This window comes from Thalassotalea euphylliae, assembly GCF_042682785.1.
Classification (GTDB): domain Bacteria; phylum Pseudomonadota; class Gammaproteobacteria; order Enterobacterales; family Alteromonadaceae; genus Thalassotalea_F; species Thalassotalea_F euphylliae.
The window spans coordinates 55,667-71,794 of record NZ_JBHUIB010000001.1 but is presented as its reverse complement, the minus strand read 5'-3'; the positions used below and the strand labels follow the sequence as shown (position 1 = coordinate 71,794).

16 protein-coding genes are annotated in these 16,128 nt (G+C 42.8%); 13 read left to right on the top strand and 3 right to left on the bottom strand.

From position 1 onward, the window contains the following. Positions 1 to 116 precede the first annotated feature (116 nt). On the top strand, positions 117 to 1,469 hold the full coding sequence (locus tag ACFSJY_RS00315) for a M24 family metallopeptidase (RefSeq protein ID WP_386029935.1): 1,353 nt from the start codon (positions 117 to 119) through the stop codon (positions 1,467 to 1,469). A 66-nt stretch (positions 1,470 to 1,535) separates the two neighbouring features. Here the strand turns inward: ACFSJY_RS00315 and suhB are convergent, their stop codons facing one another. Continuing rightward, a complete protein-coding gene (gene suhB / locus ACFSJY_RS00310) occupies positions 1,536 to 2,339 on the bottom strand; it encodes an inositol-1-monophosphatase (protein WP_386029933.1) in 804 nt (267 codons plus the stop codon). A gap of 413 nt (positions 2,340 to 2,752) precedes the next feature. On the opposite strand from suhB, the gene trmJ reads away from it, so the two are divergent. The 12 genes from trmJ (at position 2,753) to ACFSJY_RS00250 (ending at position 14,382) form a co-directional block, all read left to right on the top strand. Then, positions 2,753 to 3,535, top strand: a complete 783-nt coding sequence (gene trmJ, locus ACFSJY_RS00305; RefSeq protein ID WP_386029931.1) for a tRNA (cytosine(32)/uridine(32)-2'-O)-methyltransferase TrmJ — start codon at positions 2,753 to 2,755, stop codon at positions 3,533 to 3,535. Between the two features lie 18 nt (positions 3,536 to 3,553). After that, entirely contained in the window at positions 3,554 to 4,363 is an 810-nt protein-coding gene (gene cysE, locus ACFSJY_RS00300; RefSeq protein ID WP_386029929.1) for a serine O-acetyltransferase, read from the top strand. A gap of 174 nt (positions 4,364 to 4,537) precedes the next feature. Then, positions 4,538 to 5,041, top strand: a complete 504-nt coding sequence (gene iscR, locus ACFSJY_RS00295; protein ID WP_386029927.1) for a Fe-S cluster assembly transcriptional regulator IscR — start codon at positions 4,538 to 4,540, stop codon at positions 5,039 to 5,041. A gap of 35 nt (positions 5,042 to 5,076) precedes the next feature. Beyond that, on the top strand, positions 5,077 to 6,291 hold the full coding sequence (locus ACFSJY_RS00290) for an IscS subfamily cysteine desulfurase (protein ID WP_386029925.1): 1,215 nt from the start codon (positions 5,077 to 5,079) through the stop codon (positions 6,289 to 6,291). 18 nt (positions 6,292 to 6,309) lie between these two features. After that, positions 6,310 to 6,693 carry a Fe-S cluster assembly scaffold IscU gene (gene iscU, locus ACFSJY_RS00285; RefSeq protein ID WP_386029923.1) on the top strand — a complete coding sequence of 128 codons (384 nt, stop codon included), beginning with the start codon at positions 6,310 to 6,312 and terminating at the stop codon, positions 6,691 to 6,693. 9 nt (positions 6,694 to 6,702) lie between these two features. Beyond that, positions 6,703 to 7,026 carry an iron-sulfur cluster assembly protein IscA gene (iscA, locus tag ACFSJY_RS00280; protein WP_386029921.1) on the top strand — a complete coding sequence of 108 codons (324 nt, stop codon included), beginning with the start codon at positions 6,703 to 6,705 and terminating at the stop codon, positions 7,024 to 7,026. Between the two features lie 42 nt (positions 7,027 to 7,068). Next, on the top strand, positions 7,069 to 7,596 hold the full coding sequence (gene hscB / locus ACFSJY_RS00275) for a co-chaperone HscB (RefSeq protein WP_386029919.1): 528 nt from the start codon (positions 7,069 to 7,071) through the stop codon (positions 7,594 to 7,596). An 86-nt stretch (positions 7,597 to 7,682) separates the two neighbouring features. Beyond that, a complete protein-coding gene (hscA, locus tag ACFSJY_RS00270; protein ID WP_386029917.1) occupies positions 7,683 to 9,545 on the top strand; it encodes a Fe-S protein assembly chaperone HscA in 1,863 nt (620 codons plus the stop codon). A 5-nt stretch (positions 9,546 to 9,550) separates the two neighbouring features. After that, positions 9,551 to 9,889, top strand: coding sequence for an ISC system 2Fe-2S type ferredoxin (fdx, locus tag ACFSJY_RS00265; RefSeq protein WP_386029915.1), 339 nt, complete (start codon positions 9,551 to 9,553; stop codon positions 9,887 to 9,889). Positions 9,890 to 10,080: 191 nt separating this feature from the next. Beyond that, the gene (locus ACFSJY_RS00260) at positions 10,081 to 10,743 is read left to right on the top strand and encodes a cupredoxin domain-containing protein (protein ID WP_386029913.1); all 663 of its coding nucleotides are present in this window, start codon (positions 10,081 to 10,083) and stop codon (positions 10,741 to 10,743) included. Positions 10,744 to 10,746: 3 nt separating this feature from the next. After that, a complete protein-coding gene (locus ACFSJY_RS00255; RefSeq protein ID WP_386029911.1) occupies positions 10,747 to 13,134 on the top strand; it encodes a bifunctional diguanylate cyclase/phosphodiesterase in 2,388 nt (795 codons plus the stop codon). Further along, complete coding sequence (locus ACFSJY_RS00250) at positions 13,135 to 14,382, top strand: hypothetical protein (RefSeq protein ID WP_386029909.1); 1,248 nt, start codon at positions 13,135 to 13,137, stop codon at positions 14,380 to 14,382. It abuts the gene before it with no gap. A 16-nt stretch (positions 14,383 to 14,398) separates the two neighbouring features. On the opposite strand, the gene ACFSJY_RS00245 is transcribed toward ACFSJY_RS00250, so the two are convergent. Next, positions 14,399 to 14,647, bottom strand: a complete 249-nt coding sequence (locus tag ACFSJY_RS00245) for a YfhL family 4Fe-4S dicluster ferredoxin (protein ID WP_386029907.1) — start codon at positions 14,645 to 14,647, stop codon at positions 14,399 to 14,401. Positions 14,648 to 14,659: 12 nt separating this feature from the next. Then, positions 14,660 to 16,024, bottom strand: a complete 1,365-nt coding sequence (gene trhP / locus ACFSJY_RS00240; protein ID WP_386029905.1) for a prephenate-dependent tRNA uridine(34) hydroxylase TrhP — start codon at positions 16,022 to 16,024, stop codon at positions 14,660 to 14,662. Positions 16,025 to 16,128 lie beyond the last annotated feature (104 nt).

Sequence of the window (16,128 nt, the reverse complement as noted above, 5' to 3'; positions counted from 1 at the left end):
TTGATGATTACTTTTCGTTAGTATGGACAAAACATTGAAATGTTATCAACTGACTGATGGCTTTCTTTAGGAAACGTTACCCACATTGCCCAACAACAAAAGATAAAGGAATAATAATGAAAGTTTGGTTGTTAGTAGTAAGCCTGTCGTTTGTTAGTCTAATTATATCCTCGCTAGTCGATGCAGAAGAGTCTAAAGGCTGGTTGCCATTACCATTGAAGCAACGTGCAGAACTTATGGACGATATTCTAAAGCAGCGGATCAATAAGCTAATGCCTCGCATTATGGAAGAGGCTAACTTGGATATGTGGATACTAATCAGTCGTGAATATAATGAAGATCCTGTGCTTGAGACTTTGTTACCCAGTACATGGCTATCTGCAAGGCGTCGAACCATATTAGTTATTGTTAATCATAAAAAATATGGGCTGAAAACATACGCAGTTGCGCCATACAAAGTGGGTGAGCTATTCGTAAAGGCGTGGGATAAAAAGTCGACGCCCAATCAATGGGACGCGCTGGTAGCGTTAATTGATAAATATCAACCCAACAGAATCGGTCTCAACGAGTCAACTCATTGGGGGCATGCAGATGGGCTAGTAGCCACTGACAAAAAAGAGTTTCTTCATCATCTACCCGATGACTATAAATCGAAGCTGGTCTCTGCTGAGCAAGCAGCGATAAATTGGTTGGAATTTAGGGTGACTAGTGAGGTTGAAATATACCGCGAACTTGTAGCAAAGGCGCATGACATTATTGCAACAGCATTCTCATCAGAGGTTATCAAACCGGGTATCACAACCACTGAAGACGTAAAATGGTGGCTAAGAGAAGAAGTCATTAAGTTGAAGCTTAACACGTGGTTTCACCCCTCCGTATCGATACAGCGAAGTGATAAGGTCAAGTTTGATCATGAAGATAGTTTTACAAATGGCTATGGTAATCAGGTGATACAACAAGGAGACTTGCTGCATGTTGACTTTGGCTTAAGTTACTTGCGACTGAATACCGATACTCAACAGCATGCCTATGTACTTAAAGAGGGGGAAACCGAAGCGCCAGCTTATTTAATACTGGCATTGAAACAGGGGAACCAGCTACAAGATATCTTTACTGAAGAATTTAAAGAGGGTCGTTCAGGTAATGATGTATTAAAAAGTGCTAGAGAAAAGGCGGTATCCGCCGGCCTAAAACCGTCGATATACTCACATCCTTTGGGTTATCACGGCCATGGTGCTGGCACAACGCTGGGCATGTGGGACAAGCAAGAGGGGGTACCAGGCTCTGGTGATCATCCACTTCATTTGCATACTGCTTACTCTATTGAATTGAACAATGCGAGCTATATTGAAAAGTGGGGAAAAGAAATTCGCATTATGTTAGAAGAAGATGCGTACTTTGACGAATCTGGTGTTTGGTACTTTGCCGGCCGACAAAAAGAACTCTTGCTCATTGGCAATGGGAGATAGTTTAGAAAGCATATAACCCAGACACAAAAAAGCCGCTTTAGAAGCGGCTTTCTTCAATACAGAGTTTTATTTTGCTAAAGCGTCGCCCAAAAAAGGACGGATGTCTTTTAACATTTCTCTGATGATGTGCGTGCTACCAGCAACAATGTTGCCTGATTTTTGGTGGTTGTGGCCGCCAACAAAATCTGTCACTAAGCCACCAGCTTCAATCACTATTAACTCACCTGCTGCAGTATCCCAAGGTTTAAGTCCAATTTCAAAATAACCATCGATACGGCCGGCTGCAACATAGGCAAGATCTAACGCCGCTGAACCTGCACGACGCATGTCTGCAGTTTTAGTGAACATAGCTTTGAACATGTTCAAGTAAGCTTCTGTGTGTTGTTTTTTCTTAAATGGGAAACCTGTTGCGAGCACTGCGCCATTTAATTCTTTGTTGTTTTTAACGCGAATACGCACACCATTGATTTGCGCGCCTTTGCCTCGGCTCGCTGTAAACAGCTCGCCGCGAATTGGATCAAAAATAACTGCTTGGTCTAGTTTACCCTTCACTTTAAGTGCAATAGAGACCGCAAAATGAGGAATGCCTTTTACAAAATTGGTGGTGCCATCTAATGGGTCAATAATCCACTGGTAGTCATTTTCTTTACCGTCAATAACACCTGACTCTTCACCAATAATTGAGTGTGTTGGGTAAGCTTTTTGAATAACGTGAATGATGGCTTGTTCAGCTTCCTTATCAACATTCGTGACAAAGTCATTTGTGCCTTTTGACTCAACTTCTACTTTATCTTGTTGCTCAAATGAACGAGCAATAACGTTTCCAGCCGAACGCGCAGCGCGCACAGCAATGTTTAGCATAGGATGCATAGCGATACCTTATTTTGTAAAACAACATGTAAAAGAACGGATTGACAATCGCACTCGTTGCCAAAGCGGCGCGCATTCTACCAGCTTCGAATAAAAACAGCCAGTAAGATCGCAATAATTACGTTCATTTACTGTGTCGTTGGATGATTATGTTGTTAATTAATATTGAGTAAAGTCAGTATAGATAAGTTCAGGCGCTATGCATCGGGCTTAATTTTATTTTGTAATGAGAGGGCGTTAAATGAGCGCCTTAATGAAAGTTGTAACGTGAAATTTCAGGTTAGAACAAAAATAACTATTCAATAATCAATGAAAATAGCGAGTTCAGAGAATTAGATGCAAAATACTTCGCGGATTCACACGGTATTTGTGTTACTATTACGCCAATTTTTTTAGCCATCTAGATAGTTATAATGTCTGAACAAACGACACAAGGTGCCTTAAATCTGGCGAATGTAAAAATTGTATTGGTAAATACGTCTGATTGCCGAAATATGGGCTCAGCAGCTCGAGCAATGAAAACCATGGGGTTAAGTAACCTGGTATTAGTTGACCCGATAGAAATGCCAAATGGTCAAGCGCAAGCATTGGCTGCTGGTGCCACCGATGTATTGGCGAATGCACAAGTGGTCGATACCTTGGAAGAAGCCATTAAAGATTGCGGTCTAGTGGTAGGCACAAGTGCACGTTCTCGAACGTTACCTTGGCCGATGTTAGAGCCGAGAAGTTGTGGTGAAAAACTTATTGAAGAGCTTGCTGATTATCCAGTAGCTTTGGTGTTTGGGCGTGAAAGCAGCGGATTAACAAACGAAGAGCTTCAGCTTTGCCATTATCATGTTCAAATTCCAGCAAACCCAGAGTACAGTTCACTCAATCTAGCAATGGCTGTTCAAACCTTAAGCTACGAGGTTCGCATGGCATACCTAGCGGCAGAAAATGCTCAGTTTGAGGGTAAATCGGAATCAGAAAACGCGGATGAAGACGAGTATCCTGTCGTGGAAGAGACTGAGCGCATGTATCAACACTTTGAAGATGCGCTGAAAGCAACAGGGTTTATTGTGCCGAGCCATCCTGGTTTGGTAATGACAAAACTCCGTCGCTTCATCAATAGAGCCCGTCCAGACAGTAAAGAAGTAAAAATGTGGCGTGGCATTTTGTCGTCGGTTGAGAAAACGGCAAAACGCAACGCTGAATAACTAGTTTAAGGAATATCTATGTTCAGCCGAATCAAAGAAGACATTGCCAGTGTTTTTGATCGTGACCCTGCAGCGCGCAATACCTTTGAAGTATTGACAAATTATCCAGGCCTTCATGCGATTTGGCTTCATCGTCTAGCGTTTAAGTTTTGGAAACGTGATTGGAAATGGTTGGCTCGTACAATATCAACTTTCTCTCGTTGGATGACAGGTATTGAGATTCATCCTGGTGCAACGATTGGACGACGCTTTTTTATTGATCACGGTATGGGCGTTGTGATCGGGGGGACCGCTGAAATAGGTGATGATGTGACCTTATATCAAGGGGTAACCCTAGGCGGAACAAGTTGGAAAGCAGGCAAACGTCATCCAACACTTGGCAATAACGTTGTTATCGGTGCCGGCGCAAAAATTTTGGGTCCAATTACCATCGGTAACAATGGTAAAGTCGGTTCAAATTCAGTTGTCGTTAAAGATGTACCTGATAATGCAACTGCCGTAGGTATTCCAGGGAAGATCGTCAACTCTAACGGCAAAAATGGTAGTAGTAGTGCCAGAGATGAAGTCGCTAAAAAATATGGTTTTGACGCATACGCAGTGTCAGAAGACAATCCAGACCCTGTAGCAAAAGCAATTGGTCGTTTGCTCGATCATATCCATCTAATGGATGGTAAAATGACTGATTTATGCAAAGAAGTGAATAATTTAGGCGGTAATGTTTGCGACCAGCAGTTGCCAGAGCTTCGTGTCGGTGAATTTGTTGAAGACGAAAAGAAGGCAGCGAAGCGAAGAATGGCCGCTGTAGAGTCTTTTGACCCAGAGATATAGCACTTTTTTCCATATCATTTCAATTCGTTATAAAATACCTGAGTATTTTGCTCAGGTATTTATTGACTGATTACTCTAACCTCATCTAAAATAACCTAGTAATTTAGTCAGGTATTTATTTGACTAATTTACTGGGATATGTACAATTGCGCGGCGATTTAATCTGGGCACATTATGAAATTAACTTCAAAAGGGCGTTATGCCGTTACAGCAATGTTGGATGTAGCTATTCATGCTGCCTCTGGCCCTGTGCCTCTAGCTGATATTTCCGAACGCCAAGGGATCTCTCTTTCATATTTAGAACAGCTGTTTTCACGGTTAAGAAAACACGGTTTGGTGAACAGTGTTCGTGGTCCTGGTGGCGGTTACCGCTTAGGTAAGTGTTCTGCACAAATAGCTGTTGCAGATGTTATCAGCGCCGTTGACGAAAGCGTTGACGCGACCAAGTGTATGGGACAAGGAAACTGCCAAGGCGGCAATCAATGTTTAACACATACGCTATGGTCAGATTTAAGTAAGCGCATCGAAGATTTTTTACAAAGCATCACTTTGGCAGAGCTCGTTGAACAAAGAGATGTTAAATCAGTGTCTAAACGTCAAGATAACCAGCAAAAACTGCAGGCCGAAGATAGTTTAGAGACCTTGATTGCTACTAGAAATATTGTTCACGACTGGTAACACAGTCGTCACTACGCATTGGAGATATAAGTTCCATGAAACTACCGATTTATTTTGATTATTCTGCCACAACCCCTGTTGATAAACGTGTTGCGGAAAAGATGATGGAGTACATGACAAATGAAGGTCATTTTGGTAACCCAGCATCACGATCGCACAAGTTCGGATGGCAAGCAGAAGAAGCGGTAGATATTGCGCGTAATCAAATTGCAGACCTTATTAATGCAGATCCGCGTGAGATCGTACTAACTTCAGGCGCTACAGAATCAAACAACCTTGCTATTAAAGGTGCAGCAAACTTTTATAGCAAAAAAGGCAAACATATCATCACATGTAAGACTGAGCATAAAGCGGTGTTAGATACATGTCGTGAGATGGAGCGCCAAGGTTTTGAGGTCACTTATTTGGATCCTGAGCCGAATGGTTTAATCGATTTGAAGAAGCTAGAAGCAGCAATGCGTGAAGACACTGTTGTTGTATCAATCATGCACATTAATAACGAAATTGGCGTTGTCCAAGATATCGCTGAAATTGGTGAAATGTGTCGCGCTCGTAAAATCGTATTTCATGTTGATGCTGCACAGAGCGCAGGTAAGTTGCCAATCGACTTACAAGTGATGAAAGTCGACTTGATGTCTTTCTCAGCCCATAAAATTTATGGTCCAAAAGGCATGGGCGCACTGTATGTTCGTCGTAAACCACGTATTCGCTTAGAAGCACAAATGCATGGCGGTGGTCATGAACGTGGTATGCGTAGCGGTACGTTACCAACTCACCAAATCGTGGGTATGGGTGAAGCATTCCGCATTGCCAAAGAAGAAATGGCACAAGATTTAGAGCACGTAACTAAGATGCGTGACCGTTTGTGGAACGGTATCAAAGACATGGAACAAGTGTTCGTTAATGGTGACTTTGATAACCGTTACCCAGGTAACCTCAATGTAAGCTTTAATTTCGTTGAAGGTGAATCACTTATTATGGCACTGAAAGATCTAGCAGTATCTAGTGGTTCAGCCTGTACGTCAGCTAGCCTAGAGCCTTCATATGTATTGCGTGCACTAGGTTTGAATGATGAACTAGCACACAGCTCAATTCGCTTTAGTTTTGGTCGTTTCACGACAGAAGAAGAAGTCGATTACGCAATTGAATTAATCCAAAAAGCAATTGGGCATTTACGTGAAATGTCGCCGTTATGGGAAATGTTCCAAGATGGTGTTGATTTAGAATCAGTTGAGTGGGTAGCGCACTAAGCGCGTAGGAGTATTACAATGGCATATAGCGAAAAAGTAATTGATCATTACGAGAATCCAAGAAATGTTGGTTCTTTAGACAAAAACGACCCACAAGTTGCAACAGGCATGGTCGGTGCACCAGCGTGTGGTGACGTGATGAAGCTACAGCTTAAGATTTCTGACGGCGGTATTATTGAAGACGCAAAATTCAAAACATACGGCTGTGGTTCTGCAATCGCTTCTAGCTCACTTGTTACCGAGTGGGTAAAAGGTAAGAGCATTGAAGAAGCTGCTGAAATTAAAAACACAGCTATCGCAGAAGAGCTTGCGCTTCCACCAGTGAAAATTCACTGTTCGATTTTGGCTGAAGACGCGATCAAAGCAGCGTTAGAAGATTACCAAAGTAAGCAAAACGGTTAAGGGCATCTAATGGCAGTAACCATGACCCCAGCTGCAGCTGATAGGGTAAGATCATTTTTAGCAAACCGAGGCAAGGGCCTTGGTTTGCGCCTTGGCATTAAAACGACAGGCTGTTCAGGTTTGGCGTACGTGCTTGAGTTTGTCGACGACCTTAACGAAGACGATGAACTGTATAATATTGATGATGTAAACATTATTATTGACGCCAAAAGTTTAGTGTACCTTGATGGTGTTCAGCTAGACTTTGTTAAAGAAGGCTTAAACGAAGGATTCAAGTTCACCAACCCGAACGCAAAAGGCGAGTGTGGTTGTGGTGAAAGCTTCAACGTTTAACCCTATTTATTTTTCTTAATTAATGTTCGTATCGGAGTTGTTTTGAATTACTTTCAATTATTTGGCCTGGAAGAAAAATTCAATATTGATACCGCTCAGTTAACTCAGGTCTATCAAAAGCTTCAACGCAGTGTCCACCCAGATCGCTATGCTCATGCATCTGCGCAAGAGCAGCGCATTGCTGTGCAAAAATCGTCGATGATTAACGACGCATTCCAAACATTGAAAAACCCACTACGTCGTGCTGAATACATGTTGACGCAGCGTGGTGTGGAAATGCCAAATGAGCAAGCGTCATTTCAAGACAATGCCTTCCTCATGCGTCAAATGGAACTCCGTGAAATGCTTGCTGAAGTGAAATTTGCGAGTGATATTGATGGGGCCGTATTCGAGGCTAGTCAGGTATTAGAAAGCGAGTTTGAAGGCTTGTTTAAATCGATGCAAGTACAGATTGCTGAAAATACAGAGACATCAAACGTTCAGGCCGTAGAAAATTTACGTAAACTTAAGTTCTACCAAAAGCTGCATGTTGAATTGGATCGTCTAGAAGATCTTTTGTTCGACAACTAAACATTATTGTCTACTTGATAAACTTATGAATTGAGTAGTCTTAGATACATAGTATGTATCAGCAATTCAAATAAAAAGAGTTACGCATGGCTTTACTACAAATTGCCGAACCGGGACAAAGTACGGTTCCTCATGAACATCGACTAGCAGTAGGTATTGATTTAGGGACAACCAATTCTCTAGTTGCAAGTGTCCAAAGCGGTGAAGCGAAAACACTGAATGACGAGCAAGGGCGAGATATTCTTCCGTCGATAGTAAGCTACCAAACTGGTGGTACGCTGGTTGGTTATGAAGCCAAACAGCATGCGGTAACTGATCCTGAAAATACCATTGTTTCGGCGAAGCGATTAATTGGTCGTTCTCTAGCTGACATCCAAGCAAAATATCCTGCACTTCCTTACCAATTTGGTGGCGATGAAAATCACCCTGAGTTGATCACACGTGCCGGCACGATTAACCCTGTTCAAGTATCAAGTGAAGTACTTAGCTCATTAAAAGCCCGAGCGGAGCAAGCTTTGGGTGGAGAGCTAGTTGGTGCAGTTATTACGGTGCCTGCATATTTCGATGACGCTCAACGTCAAAGCACGAAAGACGCAGCGACTTTGGCCGGATTAAATGTATTGCGACTTTTAAATGAGCCAACGGCAGCAGCTGTGGCTTATGGCTTAGATTCGGGTAAAGAGGGTGTTATTGCCGTTTACGATCTAGGCGGTGGTACGTTCGATATCTCGATATTGCGTTTAAATAAAGGTGTTTTCGAGGTGTTAGCTACGGGCGGTGATTCAGCGCTTGGTGGTGACGACTTTGATTTAGCGCTTGTGGATTATCTAGTCGAACAAGCTAAGCTTGAGCGACCATTATCTGCGTCGCTTGAGCGCCAATTGTCGCAAGTCGCTTGCGATGCAAAAGAAGCATTGTCAGAAAGTTCTGACTTTGAAGTTTCACTAGAACTACCCAGTGGTGATAGGTGGCAGCACAATGTTACTCGTGAGCAATTTGACAGTCTTATCAGCAAACTGGTTGCGCAAACCCTTCGCGCTTGTCGTCGGTCATTAAAAGATGCACAAGTGACAACGGATGAAGTGATTGAAGTTGTGATGGTGGGGGGCTCTACTCGTGTTCCTCTAGTGCGCACTGAAGTGGAGAAGTTTTTCAAGCAAAACCCGTTAACCTCTATCGATCCTGATAAAGTGGTTGCTGTAGGCGCTTCTATTCAGGCTGATATATTAGCTGGTAACAAGCCTGACAGTGATGTATTGCTGTTGGATGTGATACCGCTATCTTTAGGATTAGAAACTATGGGTGGCTTGGTGGAAAAAGTAATTCCACGAAATACCACTATACCGGTTGCTAAAGCACAAGAATTTACAACCTTTAAAGATGGTCAAACGGCAATGGCCGTGCACGTCTTACAAGGTGAACGTGAGTTAGTTGACGATTGTCGTTCACTAGCGCGCTTTGAACTTCGTGATATTCCTCCTATGGCAGCTGGCGCGGCACATATTCGTGTAACGTTTAAAGTAGACGCAGATGGCCTGTTGCAAGTATCAGCAATGGAGAAGTCGACGGGTGTAGAGGCAAGTATTCAAGTTAAGCCTTCATTTGGATTGGAAGAGTCGCAAATAGCGGAAATGATCAAATCGTCGATGACTAACGCTAAAAGTGATATTGAAGCAAGAATGCTGAAAGAGCAGCAGGTTGAGGCATCTCGAGTTATAGAAGCTGTTCAAGCTGCACTAAATGCCGATAGTGAGTTATTATCTGCACAAGAAATTGAAGACATTAACGCAGCGTTAGCCACCTTGGCTAATGTGAGTCAGACAAATGCGACTGACGATATTGAGAAACAAATTGATGTGGTTAACCATGTGACGGCTAAATTTGCAGAGCGCCGAATGGACTCTTCAATCAAGCATGCATTGTCCGGCCAATCAGTAGACGAGGTTTAGTATCCATGCCACAAATTATTTTCCTACCGAATGAAGAACTATGCCCAGATGGTGCAGTGGTTGAAGCCGAAAAAGGTGAAAGCGTATTAGATGTTGCGCTAAAAAACGGTATTGGCGTTGAACATGCGTGTGAAAAAGTGTGCGCGTGTACAACTTGCCATATGATCATCCGTGAAGGGTTCGATTCAATGGAAGAGAGTGATGAGCTTGAAGATGACATGCTTGATAAAGCCTGGGGTCTTGAACCAGAGTCACGCTTGGGTTGCCAAGCCATCATTCAAGACGAAGATTTGGTTGTCGAGATTCCTAAATACACGGTCAATATGGTATCTGAGAATCACTAGTCAAATCGGTTGTGATAAGAAGGAGCTTAATAGCTCCTTTTTTGTTTATGAAAGAAAAACAAGAGCCACACGCTTCAATCTTTTGTAAGTTTTTTCTTGCTGACCCGCTCTTATTAAGCCTAAGGTTAAATTAATAACATATATGGTAAGTGTTTGAACCTTCTTAGGTTCGTTATGAGGTGGGTAGTAGTTTGAAGAGATGTATTTGGTATGCGGCAAGCTGCTTTGCTGCGCTTCCAGTGGTAGCCGCTGATTTTATAGCTCAAGTAATTGGTGTTGATGGGCAGCCTGTAGAAAACATGGTTGTCTACATAACACCCAAGTCAGGCATAGCTGAATTACCGGCTAACGAACAGGCTTTGGTTATTGATCAGAAAGATAAAAAGTTTGCCCCCTATTTAACCGTTATGCAGCGAGGGCAACGTATTCAGTTCACTAACCATGACGACATAACACATCATATTTATTCCGTTTCTGGAAAAAATCGTTTTGAATTCAAGCTAAAAGCAGGTACTAATAAAGTAACGGCGCCAATGCATGAAGCCGAAGAAGTCGCAATGGGGTGTAACATTCATGATTGGATGAGTGGCTATGCACTTGTGGTTGACACACCCTATTTCGGCAAAACGGATGAAGCTGGGCAGGTGACTTTTGATATAGTGTCCAGTGGTATGCACGAGGTGACAGTTTGGCACCCGCAATTAAGCACCAACAATAATAGACAAACCACCGAAGTGAGTATTGATAATCAGTCGACTAGAGCGCTATACCAAATAGCGTTAACGGCAACATTAAAGCCAATCCCTAAACAAGAAAATCAAGACGAATTTGAGTTTTTAGAAGAGTACGAATAACGGATGTCATTTTTTAAAGTACGCAGCTTACAAAGCAAGATACTGATATTATTTCTGTTTTTGTTACTGGGTGTTCAGCTTGTTTCCTTTTTCTCTACATTTCGCGCAAGTAAGCAACTAGAAAGTACCCAATTAAACAACAGTATTGTTAACGCAAGCAACGTATTTGATACACAGTTTAGTAATAGACGCTATTACCTATCTGCCTTCGCAGAAACTGCGGCTAAAGACTATGGTCTCAAGTCTGTTTTACATGAAGACAACAAGAGCTTTTTGGTAGCGTTGAATAATCATCGCAAGCGCATCAATAGTGACTTGGCGATGGCGGTGGATAACCAAGGCCTTGTTTTTGCTCAGTTAGTGACTTACCAGACTGACGATGGCAAAACAAAAGTACGAATAGGCAAAGGGCAGGGGCAACCATTTGAGCAAGACAGTTCGTTGTTTGAAGAAGCATCTGCTCGGTTGATTGAACTTAACGATGAAATCTACCAGTTGAGTATGGCGCCGATTAAAAGCGGTGGCCGCACGATAGGTTGGATTGGCTTCGGGTATTTGATTAACAAAGCGTTGGCAGATGAACTTGCCAACCTAACGGACGTAAATGTCGCATTTATTGTTGAACACAGTGTCGAGCAAGTTCCTGAACAGCGTGATGAACTACTCAATAAATCAGCTGCAATTGTCCCCATTGCCAATAGCGAATATGACAATGTGGATACAGGCGAACTTTCTATCGACGTTGTGCTAGCGAACACCGAGCAAACCTATGTGGTTGAAAAGGTGTCTATTGGGCAATTGAATGGCTCGCCGATGTCAGCCGTATTATTCAAGTCAAAAGCCGACTTACTCGAGACGGTTGGTGTTGAATGGCCGCGTTTAATTGTATTGATTGCATTGACGGTTATCCTTTCTGGCATTGGTGCATTTGCTATTGCGCGAGGCATTACAACACCGATAAAACAACTCATTAGCCAAGTTAAACTTATTACTCAAGGAAACTACGACAAAGACGTAGAAGTTGATGGCAGTAAAGAGCTTAAACAATTGTCTGATGAGTTCAATCACATGACTAAGGCGATTGTTTCCCGAGAAGAAACTATCAGCTTTCAAGCATTCCATGATCCGCTGACGCACCTACCGAACCGTAATTCTCTGATTAAAGCGGTTGCAAAACGCAAACAAGCCGGTGAAAACTTTGTCGTTATTCAGCTTTGCTATCTGAGTGCCGATGATATTAACGACACCCTAGGCTATCAGATAGGGGATGAGGTAGTTAATGAGGTTGCCAACCGTATTGTCAAAACACAGTTTAATCTTTCAGTTTTTCATCTTGGGGGGGAGCATTTTGTCTTGCTTGCACAAGATCAAGAGGTTGAACCACTGGTTAGCAAACTATTAGAAGCACTTAATATCAAATGCCAGTTTGAAAATGTCAGTTTGCACCTTCAATTCTGCGCAGGTATCGCTATTTCTAAGTTCCATAACGGCGGCAATGAATCAGAAATTTTGCAAAAGTCGAATGTGGCGCTTCAGCATGCGATTAAAGATAAAAAGATATTTCAAATATATGATCCGCAGTTTGACCAAAATGCCGTAGAGCGCTTGCTACTGACAAATAGTTTGAAGCAAGCGATTGAGCAAGATCAGCTAACCCTCTTTTATCAGCCCAAATTGTCTCTTTCTGATATGACAATCAGTCATGTGGAAGCACTGGTTAGATGGCAACACCCAGAAAAAGGGCTTATACCTCCAGATGCATTCATTAGTATTGCTGAGAAAACAGGTCAAATGGATGCCTTAACACGCTGGGTAACAAAGGCTGCGATTAACCAGTATTTGAAATGGCAGGCTATGGGAATTGATATTAATATTGCTATCAATATCTCAGCCGCGAACATCATGGATAAGTCTTATCCTGACTTTGTGATTGCGTTGAAAAAAGAGCATGAGCTCAGTGACAATGCGATTACGCTAGAAGTAACAGAAGATGCTGTTGTAGAGGACCCCGAGCACGCCACTGCAATTCTTTGTTACCTGCGTGAACATGGATTTAAACTGTCAATTGATGACTACGGTACAGGGTATTCGTCACTTGCACAGTTAAAGCAGTTGCCGGTTCATGAGTTAAAAATAGATCGCTCATTTGTCCAACATTTGTCTACGGATGAAAGCGATAAGATAATAGTGCGGTCAACTCTAGAGCTTGCACATAATATGGAGCTTTCTGTAGTGGCAGAAGGCATTGAAGATGAAACTGCGTTGTTATGGCTTAAAGCGCAGGGGTGCCAACTTGCCCAAGGGTATTTCATCAGTAAACCATTACCTGCAGACGTATTCGACCAATGGATTGAGAATAACCCTTATGACATTCGCAGAACGAAAAATTAAATGCAAAAATATCTGCTACCGCTTTTTGCGCTGGGCGTATTAGCGAACATAGGAAGCGCCCAAGCGACAGACATATCGGTTAAAGGGCTAATTGATATTAGAGCGTATCATGTCGATAGTGATGCTGAATCTGATAGTTACTTAAAAGGCGACTACGGCAAATTTCGCTATGATAATGGTAACGGTTTGGCACTTGGTCAACTTGGCTTACAAGGTCACATTGATTGGGAAAATAACTGGTCGTTGACGCTGGTTAGCAATGCCTTCGCGGACAGAGGCAATAATGCAATAGGGTTCACCGAAGCATACTTTTCATACAAAGGCTTGCCCTCAGAGCAGGGCTGGCGTTTAAAATCAAAACTCGGTGTTTTTTATCCTCAAGTCAGCATCGAAAATGTCGCAACAGCCTGGTCTACTCCTTACACGTTGACTTCGAGTAGCATAAATAACTGGATTGGAGAAGAGCTCAGAAACACTGGTGTGCTGCTGAGTGTTGAAAAGCTCGGTAAGTTTTCTCAATCGGATCATTCTTGGTCCATTGATGTATCTGCCTTTCAAAATAATGATCCTGCAGGAGCTATGCTGGCATGGCATGGTTGGACTATCGGTAGTCGACAAACGTTATTACACGAAAAGCTCAAAGTGCAGTACTTTCCCGCACGCCGTGGTGAATTAGCCGTGCAAGCAGCTGAATCAGATCCTTTTCGTGAGTTGGATGATCGATGGGGTATACACCTTTCTGGCACTTATAAATTCAAACAAAACCTTAGAATTAGTGCTGGCTATTACGACAATCACGCACAAGAAGGGATTGTAAAGAGAGGGCAGTATACGTGGACCACGGAGTTTACACACTTAGCACTCAAATATAAGTTTGCCAAACAGTGGGAGTTGATGGCTCAGCATATGGCCGGTAGTACTTATATGACATCGCCACAAGGTAACGCTGTGGTTAATAATGATTATGACAATACCTTTGTCATGTTGAGGCACTTTTGGTCGTCACATCACCTTGCGTTGCGTGTGGAGCACTTTTCAGTAGATGATTTGGATACTACGTGGGGTGACAACAATGTTGAAGAGGGGGATGCAATTTCAGCAGCTTACCGTTATCAATTGAGTCGAAAGAGCTTCTTCTTAGCGGAATATAATTGGATAGACTCTCAAAGGCCTGCACGCCTATACGTTAACCAACCTGAGTCATTAATAGAGCGACAGCTGCAATTTGGCTATCGCTATTATTTTTAAATTAGTGAGTCTGAGTTTACGCTTGGTACAGTAAGGTAAATTTTCGCAGCAATGACTCCTCATTTTCCTGATGGTTAGGGTCAGGAATAATGCAATCAATTGGACACACTTTTACGCATGTAGGCTCATCATAATGGCCCAAGCATTCGGTACAGCGCTCCGTATCAATTTCATATATCTCTTGGCCTAGTGATATTGCTTCGTTAGGGCACTCAGGTTCACACATATCACAATTGATACAGTCGTCTTCAATTAACAGCGCCATGCTAAGTTCTCCTTAAACATTTGCTTGATTTTGATTGAAAGGGTGACGAGTCGTCTCACCTGGCTCTAGGTTGCGCATTAAAATACCGAAGTTCAGATCAAGTTTTGTATCGAGAGATACGTTTACTTTGTGCCCCGAACCTTTGGCATCTTTTATTAATTCCCCTTTTGGGGATTCCATATGCGTAAGAGTGAATGACTGACAGCCACTTGGTGTCATTAACTCAAGTTCGTCACCGACAAGAAATTTATTGCGTACATCGATTTCGATAAGGCCATTTTCTTCGTTTCGTCCAATGACCTCGCCAACAAATTGCTGACTGTCACTTTTCGAATAGCCGTAGTCGTAATTTTGCGTATCACCGTGGCGGTGACGCTGCAAAAAGCCCTCCGTATAGCCTCTATGGGCAAGATGCTCTAACTCTCTATTTAGACCCTGATTAAAGCGCTTGCCTGCCACAGCATCCTGAATGGCTTGGTGGTAAACGCGAGCCGTTCTAGCGCAGTAATAAAACGATTTTGTGCGGCCTTCAATTTTCAAAGAGTGCACACCCATATTGACTAGTCTTTCAACATGTTCGACAGCACGCAGATCTTTAGAATTCATAATGTAGGTACCATGCTCATCTTCGAACGCAGGCATGTACTCTCCGTCATTATGTTGCTCCTGAATGAGCACAACATCTTCGAAATCATTTCCAATCTTGGGATCGAAAGTTTGTGGGTGGAGAGCGACAACATCACCAGAGTCAGTTTGTTGTGCAGGGTGGACGTTATAGTTCCAGCGGCATGCGTTAGTGCATGTACCTTGGTTTGGATCACGTTTGTTCATGTAACCAGACAGTAAACACCTGCCTGAATAAGCCATACAGAGTGCGCCATGCACAAATACTTCAAGTTCAATATCTGGGCATTGCTGACGAATTTCCTCTATTTCATCCAACGAAAGTTCGCGAGAGAGAATGACACGTTCAATACCTTGACGCTCCCAGAACTTTACAGTTGCCCAGTTAACGGCGTTCGCTTGCACTGAAAGGTGAATTGGCATGTCAGGAAACGCATCTTTGGCCATCATAATAAGCCCTGGATCTGACATGATCAGTGCATCTGGGTTCATATCAACTACGGGCGATAAGTCTTTGATGAAGGTCTTGAGCTTACTGTTGTGTGGCGCAATGTTATTAACGACGTAGAATTGCTTTCCAAGCTCATGGGCTTCATTGATGCCTAGAGCAAGGTTGTCCAAACTGAACTCATTGTTGCGCACGCGCAAAGAATATCTTGGTTGCCCGGCGTAGACAGCATCTGCGCCATAAGCGAAGGCATAACGCATATTTTTTAAACTACCAGCAGGTGAGAGCAGCTCGGGTGTAAACATCTTAAATTACCACTTTCTAAAAATGTGTATATTTTAGGCAGCAGAGAGGTTAGGGCAATCAATATTCACGTTATTTGCGCTTTGCTTGATTTGAATCAAACTTG